This window comes from Xanthomonas sp. NCPPB 3582, assembly GCF_041475735.2.
GTDB classification, from domain to species: domain Bacteria; phylum Pseudomonadota; class Gammaproteobacteria; order Xanthomonadales; family Xanthomonadaceae; genus Xanthomonas; species Xanthomonas codiaei.
On the sequence record NZ_CM192968.1, the window covers coordinates 4,561,256 to 4,575,550 of the forward strand.

Here is a 14,295-nt window from a genome sequence, read left to right on the forward strand (position 1 = left end):
GCGCCGGTTCTGGGCGAATCGTCGGCCTTTGCGCGGCTCGAGCCGGCACCGGCGCGCGAATGCGTTGGATTGGGGAGTTGCAGTTGCATTGGCGCGCGTAGCGGTGCCCGCAGGGACTGGCGGCAACGCCGCGCCGTCCCAGTCGCTCCCGACCGATGCAAGAGGATAAGGAGCGTCGCCAGCTCAACCCGGCAGTGCGCGCATGCGCGCACGCCACTCACCCAGCCCGGCCGGTGGTCAGCACGGGAGTCTGCTGTTGCATGGTGATTCCTTCCGGGAGCGCGCAAGACGATCGCAGGCGCAGCCGCGGGCTGCGCGTCGTGCAATGGCGATCGACGAATGCGTGCCGCCCTCCATCGGCAACGGCGGCTGGCCCGCCGTTGCCGGTCCAGCTCAGGTGTGTTGCGTCACCGCAGGGGCGTTGCCGGTGGCGGGCCGGATCTTGAACCAGATCGAATACATCGCCGGCAGGAACACCAGGGTCAACACGGTGCCGGCCAGGGTGCCGCCGATCAGCGTGTACGCCAGCGTGCCCCAGAACACCGAGTGGGTGAGCGGGATGAACGCCAGGATCGCCGCCAGCGCGGTCAGGATCACCGGCCGCGCACGCTGCACCGTGGCTTCCACCACGGCATGGAACGGGTCCAATCCTTCGGCCTCGTTGTGATGGATCTGCCCGATCAGGATCAGCGTATTGCGCATCAGGATGCCCGACAACGCGATCAGCCCCACCAGCGCATTGATGCCGAACGGCTGCTGGAACAGGATCAGCGTCGGCACCACGCCGATCAGGCCAAGCGGGCTGGTGAGAAACACCATCACCATCGCCGAGATCGAACGCACCTGCAGGATGATGATGAGCAAGGTGGCCGCCAGCATGATCGGGAACAACGGCAGCATCGCGGTGGTTGCCTTGCCCGATTCCTCGATGGAGCCAGCCTGGGTGATCCGATACCCGCCGGGCAGGTTGTCGATGATCGGCTGCAGCTGCCTGGTGATCGCCGCCGAGACATCCGGCGGCTGCAGCTGGTCGTCGACATCCCCGCCCACCGTGATGGTCGGCACCCGATCGCGGCGGCGCATCACCGGCTCTTCCATGCGCACATCCACCTTGCCCACCTGCGATAGCGGCACGCGCTGGCCATTGCCACCGGCCAGGGTGAAGTCGGCGATGCGTGCCGGATCCAGGCGCGTGTCGCCGGCCGAACGGGCCACCACCTGCACGCTGCGGATATCTTCGCGCACCAGCGTGATCGGCACTCCGGTCAGCAGGAACTGCAACTGCTGGGCGACCGCGGCCGAGGTCAACCCCACTGCCTGCAGGCGGTCCTGATCCAGGCTGAAGTGCAGCGTCGGCGTGCGCACGCCCCAGTCGGTATTGACGGTGCGCAGCATCGGGCTGTCCTGCATGACCTGCGTGACCTGCGCGGCGATGCCACGCAGCACCTGCGGGTCCGGACCGCTCACCCGGTAGGCCACCGGGAAGTGCGAGTACGGGCCGAAGGTCAGCTGCGTCACGCGCACGCGCGCTTCCGGTGCCAGGCCTTGCGCGATCGCCTCACGCAAGCGCAGCTTCAGCGTATCGCGCTCGTGCCGGTCGTCGGTGCGCACCACGATCTTGGCGAACGAGGGGTCCGGCAGTTCCGGGCCCATCGCCAGGAAGAAGCGCGGCGCACCCTGACCGATGTAGGCGGTCACGATCTTTGCTTCCTTCTGCCTGGACAGCCAGGCTTCGACCTTGGCCGCCGCCGCACTGGTCTGGGTGATCGAGCTGCCGTACGGCAGCTGCACCTCGACCAGCACTTCGGGCCGGTCGGAGATCGGGAAGAACTGCTTCTTGACGATGCCCATGCCGGCGATCGCCAGCACGAACAGCCCTACCACCGAACCGGCCACCAGCCACTTGCGGGCAATCACGCGGCCCAGCGCATCGCGGAAGCGGTTGTAGCGCGGCGTGTCGTACATCGCCGCGTGGCCGCCTTCGATCCTCTTCAGGTCGGGGAGCATCTTGACGCCCAGGTAGGGCGTGAACACCACCGCCACCACCCACGACACGATCAACGCGATGCCCACGATCCAGAACATGTTGCTGGTGTATTCGCCGGCGGAGGAGGCGGCAAATCCGTTCGGCATGAAGCCGACGGCAGTGACCAAGGTGCCGGACAGCATCGGCGCGGCGGTATGGCTCCATGCGTAGGCCGATGCGGCGACGCGGCTGAAGCCTTCTTCCATCTTCACCACCATCATCTCGATGGCGATGATGGCGTCGTCCACCAGCAGGCCCAGCGCCAGGATCAGCGAACCCAGCGTGATGCGGTCGAAATTCTTGCCGGTGGCCAGCATCACCACGAACACCGCGGCCAGCGTCAGCGGCACGGCTGCCGCCACCACGATGCCCACCCGCCAGCCCATGCTGACGAAGCACACCAGCATCACCACCAGCAGCGCGACGAAGAACTTGGTCATGAACTCGCCCACCGACGCGTCGATGTTGACCGCCTGGTCGGTGACCTTGCTCAGGCGCATGCCCAGCGGCAGCTCGGCATTGATTGCGCGCACTTCGCTGTCCAGCGATTTGCCCAGATCCAGGCCGTTCCAGCCATCGCGCATGATGATGCCCAGCAGCAACGCCGGTTCGCCGCCGCTGCGGATCATGAAGGTGGACGGATCTTCGTAGCCGCGTTTGACGGTGGCGATATCGGACAGCTTCAACGTGCGGCCCTGCACCACCAACGGGGTATCGCGGATCTTCTGCAGGCTGTCGAGCGCGCCATCCAGGCGAATGAACACCTGCGGGCCGCGCGTTTCCACCGACCCGGCGGCATTCAAGGCGTTCTGTGCGTTGAGTGCGGCAAACACGTCCTGCGGGCCGACACCCAGCGTGGCCAGACGCTCGTGCGAGAACTCCACAAAGATGCGCTCGGGCTGCTCGCCGATGATGTTGACCTTCTTGACCCCCGGCACGTGCAGGATGCGCTGGCGCAAGGTTTCCGCATCGCGTGCGAGCACTCGTTGCGGCTCGCCCCTGGCCTTCAGCGCGAACAGCGCAAAGGTGACGTCGGCATATTCGTCGTTGATCATCGGCCCGATCACCCCGGCCGGCAGGTTGGCCACTTCATCGCCGGCTTTCTTGCGCGCCTGGTAGAACTGCTCCTGCACCTCACCGGGCGGGGTGCTGTCCATCAAGGTCAGCGTCGTGAACGCAAGACCGGGGCGCGTATAGGTCTCGGTACGGTCGTACCAACGCAGCTCCTGCATGCGTTTTTCGAGCTTCTCGGCCACTTGGTCCTGCATTTCCTGCGGCGTGGCGCCCGGCCAGGCGGTCACGATCGTCATCACCTTGATGGTGAATGCCGGGTCTTCGGCACGCCCGAGCTTGAGAAATGCCACCAGGCCGGCGAGCGATATCAGGAAGATCAGAAACAGCGTGATGGAGCGCTCGCGCACGGCCAGCGCCGACAGATTGAAGCGGCCCTCGCTCACGGCTGCGCTCCTGCCGCCTTAGCGGTGTTGCCAGCGCTGCCGGCAGCGCTGGCAGCGGCGATGCGTACCTGCTCGCCATCGCGCAGCAGGTGTGCACCCAAGGCCACGATGCGCTCACCGCGCGCCAGCGTGCCGGTGACGTTGGCATGGTCATCGTCCAGGCCCAGCACGGTGACCGGCCGCCAGCTCACCTTGGTCGGGTTGCCGGCAATCACCCACACCCCCGGCCCCTTGCCGGCATCGAACAGCGCGGCCAGCGGCACCTGCAGGCCGGCCTGGGTACCGGTTGCGGGACTGCCGGGGACGCGCACGCTGACCGTGGTACCGAGCGGCGCCTGCGCCAGCGCGCCGTCGAGCACGTAGCGTGCCTCGAAGGTGCGCGTCAGCCGGTCGGCACTCTCGGACAGCTGGCGCAAGGTGGCCGGCACGCTGACGGCGGCGTTGCCGAACAGCGTGGCCTGGGCCACCGAGCCAATCGGCGGGCGCAGCGTCTCCGGCAGCTGGATCACCGCCTCGCGCGGGCCGGCATGCGCCAGCCGCACCACCGGCTGCCCAGCCGCGACCACCTGGCCCGGTTCGACCAGGGTCTCCATCACCACGCCATCGGCATCGGCCAGCAGGTCGGAATAACGGTTGGCGTTGCGCGCCACATCGGCCTGGGCCTGGGCGGCGCTCAGTTGCGCCTTGGCCGCATCGGCGGCGGCCTTGATCTGGTCGTAGGTCGAGGCGGAGATGGCACCGGTGCCGCGCAGGTCGCGGTACCGGGCTTCATCGTCGGCGGTCTGCTGGGCGCGGGCGCGGGCAGCGGCCACCGCATTCTGCTGCGCACGCGCGGCCAGCTGCAGATCCACCGGGTCGATGCGCATCAACGCTTGCCCGCGCTTGACGCTCTGGCCGGCATCGACCAGCCGCTGGGACACCTTGCCGGCTACCCGGAAGCCCAGGTCGCTCTGCACCCGCGCCGCGACGGTGCCGGAGAAGCTGCGCGCTGCACTGCTGGCATCGCCCAGCGTGGCCACCCGGACCAACGGGGTGGCGGTGCGTGGATCGGGCTGTGCCTGTCCGCCGCAGGCACTCAGTGCCAGCGGCAGGACAGACAGAGCGGAGCTGACAACAAGGCGGTGCCGAAGCATGGGAATCCCGAAGCGAGCTGATGAAGGCTCGCATCCTGGGACTTGTGACCATATCAGTCAATAGTCACAAACGAATTCATGGCGACAGGCTGCGCAGCACCAGACCCGACAGCAGCACCGGCATCTCTTCGACCTGCTCCAGGTTGTATTGGAGCACCGCCGGATTCATGTACGGGCGCAGCACCGCGTAAACCGCCTGGGCGGCCTCGTCCAGCGGCGTCTTGCGCTCGAAATCGCCATTCAACCGCCCCTGCTGCAGCACGTCGTGCACCAGCTTCTGCATGCGGACCTCATAGGCAACCACCGACTGCCAGCGCTCGGTGGCGGCCGACGCCGCAATTTCGTAAAGCTTGCGGTCCTGGAAGCACAGCCGCAGGCTGGCCTCGGTAATCACCTTGAAAAGCCTACGGATTTTTTCTGGCGCCTGGTCGGTTTCGTCCATCGCGGCACGGACCTCGGTTTCGATCTGGCGCATGCAGTTGGTGCAGATCGACTCGCCGATGGCCTGCTTGGACTCGAAGAACTTGTAGATATAGGCCTTGGAGAACCCGATCGCCTTGGCCAGATCCGAGACAGAGGTCTTCTCATAGCCATAGCGGCTGAAATGGTCGGTGGCGGCGATGACGATCTGGTCGCGCACGTCGTGGTCGACCGGGCCCCGGCCGGAAACTGGATAACTGGATGTCGTGCTCATTCCAACAGCTTAGCGCGGTGGCCCCCGACTTACAAAAGTGACCATTTCGTACTACAGTCACTCACCGTCCTGCCACTCTGGTTCCGTCATGCCCTCACTCCGCACCCTTGCAGCGCTCACTGCCGCCAGCCTCGCCGCAGGCTGTGCGGTGGGCCCAGACTATGCTCGTCCCGATGCTCCCCTGCCCGAGCACTATCTCGGGCAGGCCGCCGTGGCTGAACGCCAGGCCAGCACGCAGGCCGACCTGGACAGCTGGTGGGTCGGCTTCAACGACCCGGACCTGAGCCGCTACGTCACCGCCGCGCTGGCGCAGAACCTGGACCTGGCCCAGGCCAGCGCGCGGGTGACCCAGGCACGCGCCGGGCTGAGCGCCGCCACTGCCGCCTTGCTGCCTTCCGGCAACATCAACGGCAGTGCCACGCGCGCCTATCAGTCGCTGGAGACGCCGCAGGGCCAGGTGCTGAACAGCATCCCCAGCTTCGAGCGCTATGCCAGCATCTACGAAGCAAACCTTGGCGCCAGCTGGGAGCTGGACCTGTTCGGCGGCCTGCGCCGCGGGCGCCAGGCCGCATTGGCCGACTACCAGGCAACCGACGCCGGTGCGGCGGCCACCCGTCTGGCGGTGGCCGCGCAGACCGCCGACATCTACATCAGCATCCGCGGCCTGCAGGCGCGGCTGGACGTGGCGCAGCGTCAGGTCGCCACCCAGCAGGGGCTGGTGTCGATGGTGACGCTGTTGCACGGCAAGGGCCTGGCGGCCGAACTGCAACTGCAGCAGGCCCAGGGCGCGCTGGGCCAGGCGCAGGCCACGGTGCCGGGTCTGGAAGCCGGCCTGGTCGCGGCGATGAACGCGCTGGACGTGATGCTGGGCGCGGTGCCCGGCACCCACCGCGCCGAGCTGGCAGCCAGCAAACCCATCCCGGCGGCGCCGCAGATCGCCGACAGCGGCGCGCCGGCCGACCTGCTGCGCCGCCGTCCCGACTTGATCGTGGCCGAACGCCGGCTGGCCGCGGCCAACGCACGCATCGGCGTGGCGGTGTCCGAGTACTACCCCAAATTGTCGCTGAGCGGGTTGCTCGGCAGTGCCACCGCCATCTCCGGCGCCAATCTGTTCACCGGCGACGCCGCGCAGGCGTCCGGCGTGCTGGGACTGCGCTGGCGGCTCTTCGATTTCGGCCGCATCAACGCGCAGATCGCCCAGGCCAAGGGCCAGGAGGCCGAACAGTTGGCTGCGTACCGCTTGGCTGTCCTGCGCGCTACCGAAGATGTGGAAAACGCCTTCACCGCACTGGTCAAACGCGAGCAGCAAGCCGCAGTGCTGTCGCAGGCCGTGGATGCGCTGGGCAAGGCGCGCGGCGCCTCGGCACTGGCCTATGAAAAAGGCACGGTCAGCCTGATCGAAGTGCTCACTGCCGACGACAGCCTGCTGCGCGCCTCCGACTCGCAGGTGCAGGCACGCACGGATGCAGCGCGCAGTGCGGTGGCTACGTTCAGGGCCCTGGGTGGTGGTTGGCAGACTGGCGGCGGTGAAGGGGTGGCGGTGCAGTAATAGCAGTAGCAGTAGCCGCTAACGTCATGACCTACAACGCCGACGATTGCCAGCGTTCGTGCAGATGATGCTTGCATGCTTCTGTATCTGCTCGCCAGACGCCATGCGTGGCTGCGCCCCGTACCCTCACCCCAACCCCTCTCCCGCAGGAGAGGGGCTACGGCTATGCGCACTCCTCACGCACAGTGAAGAGATATCCCTTATCCCGCCGGGACATTGTCCTCCTTTATGGAGGAGAAGCTGCCCCGCAGGGGCGGATGAGGGTGCGGGCGAAGCCTCGATCGCCTGCGTAATTTGTCGTTCTGTTTGAGCGACGCCACACACTTTGGTACGACATCGCAAGTCCGCACGCGTCAGCGTCTGGCGACCAGCGAACTCAGAGCGGCTAACCGAGCGTAGCGAGCAGTCATCAGGTGCGTATGGAAGGCTCACTGCGAACCGCAGTGTCCGAGTGGCCATGCCGAGCACCGGCATGACCCGCATCACAGCTGCGTAGTCGTGTCGTTAGCCGCCCTTGGCTCGCCGCTTGCTGAGCCCCGCTCAATCAGCGTGGAAACGAATGCCCTGATTGATCTTGCATTGATACGCCAGCATCGGGCCGCGTTGTTGCAGCGCTGGCAGGTCGTACATGTAGGTGGTGAACCGCACACTGCCGTCCGGGCGCAGCTGGTACCGCATGAACTGCTGGATCGGCTTGCCGTCGTTGGCCACGGTGAAGTGCGAGCCGGAGAATGCGGCCGTGCCGTCCTCGGTGATGCGGTAGGCATCGATATGGCGGCCGCCGCGGGTCTGGCTGGCAGGCGTGCCTTGTTCGGGCGTGCAGAGACTGAGATTGGTGGTCAGGCTGACGTCGTAACCGGCGTCGAGTGCGGCAATGACGTCGGCGCGCGAATTGAGCGATTCGCTGGCCATGGCCGGTAGGGCACAGGCACACAGCGCGGAAGCAACGATGGCGGAAGCAAGACGGGGCATGGCGAACTCCAGGCAGACGAGGGAATCGAGCGCCCTGGACATCGGTGAGTCCAGGGCCTACACCATGACCCGGTCCTGCCCAACACCGTGCGCTGCACTACGCATCGCGCTGCATGTTTGCGTTGTTCGGCAACGCGCGTGCACGGGCGCACAGTTCTGACCATGCCTGCATGCGCAGATCCGTTCTGCACTTGCCCGGGATGGCCTGCGCGCAGTGCCACCGCCCCCGTCACGCCGTACGAGACCGGCGAAGACCTGCCGGACGAGACCACGATCATCACGCTGCAGACCTGGATCGACACGAACCGCGAGCAGGCTTGCCCAAGCCCGCCAGCAGCCCGCCGCCCTGCCAGGTGGAACGCCGCCGCGCTTGGCCGTGCACAGCCAAGCGCAGCCCGCCTGCCCCGTGATCGCCGGATGGCAGCGCAGGCACCCGATCAGCAAGCGGACAGCCCCTTGCGGCTCATCTGCGCGAACCAGGCATGAGGGTCAAACACGGGCTGCCTATAACCGGCCGTTGACCTCGCGCGGCACCTGTTCGGGTTCCGGCTGTAACGCCGGAGTGGCGCCCAGCAGCAGTCGGTCGGCCAGTGCGCGCGTGGCCACGCGCAGCTCGGGAACGGCGGTGATTTCCCAATAACGCCCGCGCAACAGCGGCCCCACGCAGTACAGCCCCGGCACGATCTGCCCGGTACCATCGCGCACGCGCAGTTGCGCATCGGTGTCCACGCCCAGCCCGAGCGGGTCGGCACGCAACAGGCCTGCTTCGCGCATGCCGGCGATCAATGGGTCGCTGGTCCGGTCGATATCGGTATCCAGGCCGGTGGCGCGAACAACCGCGTCGAACCGCAGCGTCTGCGCATCGGCCGCGCCGCGCGCGCGGATCACCGCTTCCACGCCATCGGGAACCCAGCGCGCACGCAGCAGCCGCGCGGCCACCACCTGCAGCTGGCCGCCGGCCTGCAAGTGCGCCAGTTGCTCCGCCGCGCCCGGCGCCACCCGATGCCGCGCCACTTCCCAGTACGGCCGCAGATGGCGCAGGAAGCGCGCACGCTGCGACAGTTGCAGGCGTTGCCACAGCGGCTGCAGATGCGGGCGCAGCGCATCCACCACGCGCCGCCAGTCGTCCACCACCGCGCTGAGCTGGCGCACACCGCGCAACAGGCCGCGCAGGTCGGCATCCTTGAGCGCGCGTTGCAGGTGCGGCGGCAACTCGAGCGGCGCGCCGGGCTGGCGCAGATGCGCCTGCGGCGCGAGCCCGCGCCGCGAGATCGCCAGCAGCCGTCCCTTGTGCCCGCGTGCGTGCAGGGTCAGCGCCACATCGACCATGGTCAGGCCCGCGCCGACGATCAGCACATCGTCATCCGGCGACAGCCGCGCCAGCGCATCGCCCTGCCACGGCCAGCCGATATAGCGCGGATGCACGCTCAAGCGCGGGCCGATGCCGGCCAGCGCCTGCGGCTGCAGCCCACCCACCGCCAGCACCACGCGGTCGCTGTGGAAGGCATCGCCATTGGCCAGGAACACGCGGAAGCCCTTGCGCATCCGCTCCACTGCCACTGCCTCCTGCGACAACCGCACGATGGAGGCCTGCGCGCCGCTTACCGCCGCATCCAGTTCGCTGCGCAGATAGTCGCCATAGGCCAGCCGCGGCAGGAATTCCAACCGCCCGCTATCGCCCAGGTGCAAGGACTCGGCGAACGCAGCCGGCGCCTGGGCATCGATGCCCAGATCCTTGGCACGCACGTTGAGCAGGTGCTCCGGCCGCGCGGCACCGTAGGCGATGCCGCTGCCGAAGGTGTCGGCCACGCCGACCAGCGTGATGCGCACCTGTGCGTCGGCCGTCTGCGCCAGTGCACGGACCAGCGCGGTGCCGCAGAAACCGGCCCCGATGACGGTGATATGGGTTTCCATGTGCAACTCCCCACTGAATGACCCGCACGTTGTGCCCGCAGCAGGCCGCCAGTGTGTAAACGTTTGGTTAGCGACGAGCAGCCAGAAAGGCATGAGCTGATCGCCAGCGGTGATGAGGCTTGCCGGACAAGCGGCGCTCGGCGCAGATGGCAGCGAAATGACAGCGGCCGCCACCGCATTCGACATCGCCAATCGGAGATATGGACAGCGGGTAGGCCCGCTGCTGCGCAAGGCTGCCTGCGTCCGTGCTGCCCAACGCGTGCGGGCGATGCGCCTGAAGCGCCAGGGGCCGACGCCGCGGATCTTCGCCAGCCCAGACCAGCGACGCCTATGCAGCGGTGCCGGTCGGCGGCTGCGACGGATTCCGCATCGCTCACCGCATGGAGCGGCATCGCATTTTCGCGATACCGCGTTGGGTGCCGATCTACCCGCACGGTTCAACCGAGGCGAGTCGTGCAGTGCCAGCTGTTCGATAATGCGCAGATGTGTTCTCAGGTCTCTGTCATGTCCGACTCCGCATCGCTTCCGCAACGTGTCCTGATCGCCGGAGGCAGCCGCGGCATTGGCCTGGCGATCGCCGACGCCTTCGTGCGCAATGGCGCGCAGGTGTCGATCTGCGCGCGTAACCCCGACGGCCTGGCACAGGCGGCGCAGACGCTGGCGGCGCGCGGTACGCCGGTGCACACCCTGCCCTGCGACCTGGCCGACGCAGCACAGATCGAGCACTACGTGCAGGCCGCCGCGCAGGCATTGGGCGGCCTGGATGTGGTCGTCAACAATGCCTCCGGCTACGGTCACGGCACCGACGATGCCAGCTGGCAGGCCGGCCTGGAGATCGACCTGATGGCGGCCGTGCGCTGCAACCGCGCGGCCTTGCCGCATCTGCGCCGCAGCGCGGATGCGGTGATCCTCAACATCAGCTCGATCAACGCGCAGCGCCCGACGCCGCGCGCGATTGCCTACTCCACCGCCAAGGCCGCGCTGAATTACTACACCACCACCCTGGCCGCCGAGCTGGCGCGCGAACGCATCCGCGTCAATGCCATCGCACCGGGGTCGATCGAGTTTCCCGACGGGCTATGGGACCAGCGCAGGCGCGAAGAGCCGGAACTGTACGCACGCATCCGCGACAGCATTCCGTTCGGCGGTTTCGGGCAGGTGCAGCACATCGCTGACGCCGCATTGTTCCTGGCCTCGCCGCAGGCGCGCTGGATCACCGGGCAGGTGCTGGCGGTGGATGGCGGGCAGTCGCTGGGGGTGTGAGCAGCTGCCTCACCAGCGAAGGCGCCACTGCACACGCATTCGTAGGAGCGCGCCAGAGCGCGACGAGGCTTTACGAGTGAAGCCTCGTCGCGCTCTGGCGCGCTCCTACCAAGACACCCAGGCTTGCATCTCTCGCCCTGCGAACACGCGCAGGGAGCTGGTCAGCCAACCAGTTCCGCCGCCTCCACGCTGTGCTCGCCGCGCGCCGGTGCCAACGCTGCGCTTACCATCGCCGCGGCAATGCGCTCGGCCGGGTTGATGCGGAACCGGCGCGGCAGGATCGGGCCCAGTGCGCCCAGTACGAGGCTGCCGAGCTGTTCGCCGGTGCGGCGCTCCTCGCGTTTGCCGCCGATCAGGCCCGGGCGTACGAAGGTGAGCGACGGAAAGCCGACCTCGCGCAGATCGCGTTCCAGCTCGCCCTTGACCCGGTTGTAGAAGATGCGCGAGCGCGCGTCGGCGCCGGCCGCCGAGTTCAGTACGAACACCGAGGTGCCCCGCGCGCAGGCGGCGCGCGCCAGCGCCATCGGGTAGTCGTGATCGATGCGATAGAAGGCCTCGCGCGAGCCGGCCTGTTTCATGGTGCTGCCCAGCGCGCAGATGGCCGCTTCCATGCGCGGCGCGGTCCAGCTGGACAGGCGTTCGAAGTCGATCACCTGATTGCGCAGCTTGGGATGGATCTGGGTCAGCGGCCGGCGCGTCACCGCCACCACGCCGGTGCAACGCGCATCGGCCAGCAACTGCTGCAACACCTGCCTGCCGACCAACCCGGTGGCTCCTGCCAGCAATACGTCCATCAGGCCATCCTCGCCATCAGCGCGCCCCTTCGGAGACGATGCGCGCACTGCTGGCAATGCGGTCGCGTTCCACCGCCAGCAGCGTCAACGAATGCGCCGGCGCCTTCCACTCGCTGCCGCCAGCGACCACGCGTCCGCCGTGGCGCGCGGTGTCGACCAGCACGCGCCAGTGTTCGTCGTGCATCGCCGGCAGAATGAACGACACGTTGGTGGATGCGGCATTGATCAGCATCAGCAAGGTGACGTTGGCGGCGATCTCGCGCAAGCCAGTGGTCGGCGAGCGGCCATCCAGGCGCAGCATCAGCGCGCGCGCCTCCGGGTCGTGCCAGGCGGCTTCGTCCATCTCCACGCCATTGGGCGCCAGCCAGGTGAGATCCTTCAGGCCCAGCGCTTCGTCGAACTTGCCGTCGAAAAAGCGCGCGCGATGCAGCAGCGGATAGCGCTGACGGATACGGATCAGCCGCCGCACGAACGCGGCCTGGTCGGCGGCGGCGGCCTTGGTGGCAGCGGTCCAGTCGATCCAGGTCAGCGCGTTGTCCTGGCAATAGGCGTTGTTGTTGCCGTTCTGGCTGTGGCCGAATTCATCGCCGGCCAGCAGCATCGGCGTGCCCTGCGACAGCAGCAAGGTGGCCAGCAGGTTACGCATCTGCTGGCGGCGCAGCTGCTTGATCGCCGGGTCGTTGGTATCGCCTTCCACCCCGTAATTGGCGGAAATATTGTGGTCGCTGCCGTCGCGGCCGTCCTCGCCGTTGGCCATGTTGTGCTTGCCTTCGTAACTCACCAGATCGCGCAGGGTGAAGCCATCGTGCGCGGTGACGAAGTTGACCGAGGCAGTGGGGCGGCGGCCGCTGTGATTGAACAGGTCGGCCGAGCCGGTGAGGCGGGTGGCCAGTTCGGCCAGCTGGCCGGCATCGCCGCGCCAGAAGGCGCGCACGTTGTCGCGAAACTTGTCGTTCCACTCCACCCAGCCGGGCGGGAAATTGCCCACCTGATAGCCGCCGGGTCCGATGTCCCACGGCTCGGCGATCAACTTGGTCTGGCTCAGCACCGGGTCCTGCCGCACCGCATCCAGGAAGCTGCCCGACGGATCGAAGCCGTAGCGCTCGCGCCCGAGAATGCTGGCCAGATCGAAACGGAAGCCATCCACGTGCATTTCCTGCACCCAGTAGCGCAGCGAATCCATCACCATGCGCAGCGCGCCGACGTTGGTCAGGTCGAAGGTGTTGCCGGTGCCGGTGTCGTTGATATAGAACCGGCGGTCGTCGGCCAGGCGGTAATAGCTGGCGTTGTCGATCCCCTTGAACGACAGCGTGGGCCCGAGTTCGTTGCCTTCGGCGGTGTGGTTGTAGACCACGTCCAGCAGCACTTCCAGCCCGGCGTGGTGCAGCCGCGCCACCATCTGCTTGAATTCGGCCACCGTGCGCGTGGACATGTAGCGCCCTTGCGGGGCGAAAAAGCCCAGCGTGTTGTAGCCCCAGTAGTTGCGCAGGCCTTTTTCCAGCAGATATTGATCGTCGACGAAGGCATGCACCGGCAATAACTCCACCGCGGTGACGCCCAGGGAGCTGATGTGGTCGATCAACTCGTCGGTCTTCAGCGCCGAGAACGTACCGCGATTTTCCGGCGGTACCGCCGGGTGCAGCATGCTCAGGCCACGCACGTGCGCCTCGTAGATCACCGTGCGGTTCCACGGCGTCTGCGGCGGGCGGTCCTGGCCCCAGGTGAAGGCCGGGTCGATCACCGCGGACTTGGGCATGAACGCGGCGCTGTCGCGCCGGTCGAAGCTCAGGTCCTTGTCGCGATGGCCGATGATGTAGCCGAACAGATGCGGCGCCCATTTGAGTTCGCCGACGATCTGCTTGGCATACGGGTCCAGCAGCAATTTGTTGTGGTTGAAGCGGTGGCCGGCATCCGGCGCATAGGGGCCATGCACGCGGTAGCCGTACAGCTGGCCGGGGCGCGCGTCGGGCAGGTAGCCGTGCCAGACCTCGTCGGTGTATTCGGGCAGTGCGATGCGTTCCTGCTCGCGGCCGCGCTCGTCGAACAGGCACAGCTCCACCCGCGTGGCGTTGCGCGAGTACAGCGCAAAGTTGACGCCCAGGCCATCCCAGGTGGCGCCTAGCGGGTTGGGACGGCCTTCGCGGATGCGCGAGCGCTGGGTGAACTTGCGAGTGGCCATCGATAACTCCTTGCTGCGGTGAACTCGGATACGGGAATCAGCACTGCGGGTCTATGGGCCTACGCCGGTGGAGGCGCACGCCGATCCTGCGTCAGGCACGTCGAAACGGTGACAGAGGCAGCGTTACTGACGTGCAGTGATCGGCGTGACCGCGTGCTCGGCGGCCTGCTCGGCCGCGCGCTCTTCGGCGGCCACCAGCCGCTCGGCCATCGCCCAATGGCGGTCCGCATGCCCGTCGGGACGGCCTTCGGCCTCCCAGATCTCCTGTGCCAACTGGCGAAGCCGTGCCTGCCGTTCCATGTCATTCATTGCGT

General features: G+C 67.3%; 10 protein-coding genes and 1 other RNA gene. 2 read left to right on the forward strand and 9 right to left on the reverse strand.

Annotation, left to right across the window (positions count from 1 at the left end; all coding sequences use genetic code 11):
• Positions 1-393 precede the first annotated feature (393 nt).
• From ACCQ05_RS19365 to ACCQ05_RS19375, 3 genes are all read right to left on the reverse strand, one after another.
• Entirely contained in the window at positions 394-3,483 is a 3,090-nt protein-coding gene (locus ACCQ05_RS19365; RefSeq protein WP_372392152.1) for an efflux RND transporter permease subunit, read from the reverse strand.
• The gene (locus ACCQ05_RS19370; protein WP_372392154.1) at positions 3,480-4,616 is read right to left on the reverse strand and encodes an efflux RND transporter periplasmic adaptor subunit; all 1,137 of its coding nucleotides are present in this window, start codon (positions 4,614-4,616) and stop codon (positions 3,480-3,482) included. The genes ACCQ05_RS19365 and ACCQ05_RS19370 overlap by 4 nt, the downstream gene beginning before the upstream one ends.
• Before the next feature lie 76 nt (positions 4,617-4,692).
• Positions 4,693-5,310, reverse strand: coding sequence for a TetR/AcrR family transcriptional regulator (locus ACCQ05_RS19375; protein ID WP_104541768.1), 618 nt, complete (start codon positions 5,308-5,310; stop codon positions 4,693-4,695).
• A gap of 88 nt (positions 5,311-5,398) precedes the next feature.
• Between ACCQ05_RS19375 and ACCQ05_RS19380 the strand changes: the two genes are divergently transcribed.
• Positions 5,399-6,859 carry an efflux transporter outer membrane subunit gene (locus ACCQ05_RS19380; RefSeq protein WP_372392155.1) on the forward strand — a complete coding sequence of 487 codons (1,461 nt, stop codon included), beginning with the start codon at positions 5,399-5,401 and terminating at the stop codon, positions 6,857-6,859.
• Between the two features lie 383 nt (positions 6,860-7,242).
• Here the strand turns inward: ACCQ05_RS19380 and ACCQ05_RS19385 are convergent.
• The 3 genes from ACCQ05_RS19385 to ACCQ05_RS19395 all read right to left on the reverse strand — a co-directional run bounded on the left by ACCQ05_RS19385 (position 7,243) and on the right by ACCQ05_RS19395 (position 9,745).
• Positions 7,243-7,318: non-coding RNA, sX9 sRNA (locus ACCQ05_RS19385), on the reverse strand.
• Between the two features lie 81 nt (positions 7,319-7,399).
• A complete protein-coding gene (locus tag ACCQ05_RS19390; protein WP_372392156.1) occupies positions 7,400-7,831 on the reverse strand; it encodes a VirK family protein in 432 nt (143 codons plus the stop codon).
• 504 nt (positions 7,832-8,335) lie between these two features.
• Positions 8,336-9,745, reverse strand: coding sequence for an FAD/NAD(P)-binding protein (locus ACCQ05_RS19395; protein WP_372392158.1), 1,410 nt, complete (start codon positions 9,743-9,745; stop codon positions 8,336-8,338).
• A gap of 504 nt (positions 9,746-10,249) precedes the next feature.
• On the opposite strand from ACCQ05_RS19395, the gene ACCQ05_RS19400 reads away from it, so the two are divergent.
• Positions 10,250-11,008 carry an SDR family NAD(P)-dependent oxidoreductase gene (locus ACCQ05_RS19400; protein ID WP_372392160.1) on the forward strand — a complete coding sequence of 253 codons (759 nt, stop codon included), beginning with the start codon at positions 10,250-10,252 and terminating at the stop codon, positions 11,006-11,008.
• 161 nt (positions 11,009-11,169) lie between these two features.
• Here ACCQ05_RS19400 and ACCQ05_RS19405 read toward each other — a convergent pair whose 3' ends face one another.
• From ACCQ05_RS19405 to ACCQ05_RS19415, 3 genes are all read right to left on the reverse strand, one after another.
• Positions 11,170-11,802 (reverse strand): NAD(P)H-binding protein, encoded by a 633-nt coding sequence (locus ACCQ05_RS19405; RefSeq protein ID WP_372392161.1) that lies wholly within the window; start codon positions 11,800-11,802, stop codon positions 11,170-11,172.
• A gap of 16 nt (positions 11,803-11,818) precedes the next feature.
• Positions 11,819-13,981: a glycogen debranching protein GlgX gene (gene glgX / locus ACCQ05_RS19410; protein ID WP_372392162.1), complete on the reverse strand. Its 2,163-nt coding sequence runs from the start codon at positions 13,979-13,981 to the stop codon at positions 11,819-11,821.
• Positions 13,982-14,104: 123 nt separating this feature from the next.
• Positions 14,105-14,290, reverse strand: a complete 186-nt coding sequence (locus ACCQ05_RS19415) for a DUF2934 domain-containing protein (protein WP_104543593.1) — start codon at positions 14,288-14,290, stop codon at positions 14,105-14,107.
• Positions 14,291-14,295 lie beyond the last annotated feature (5 nt).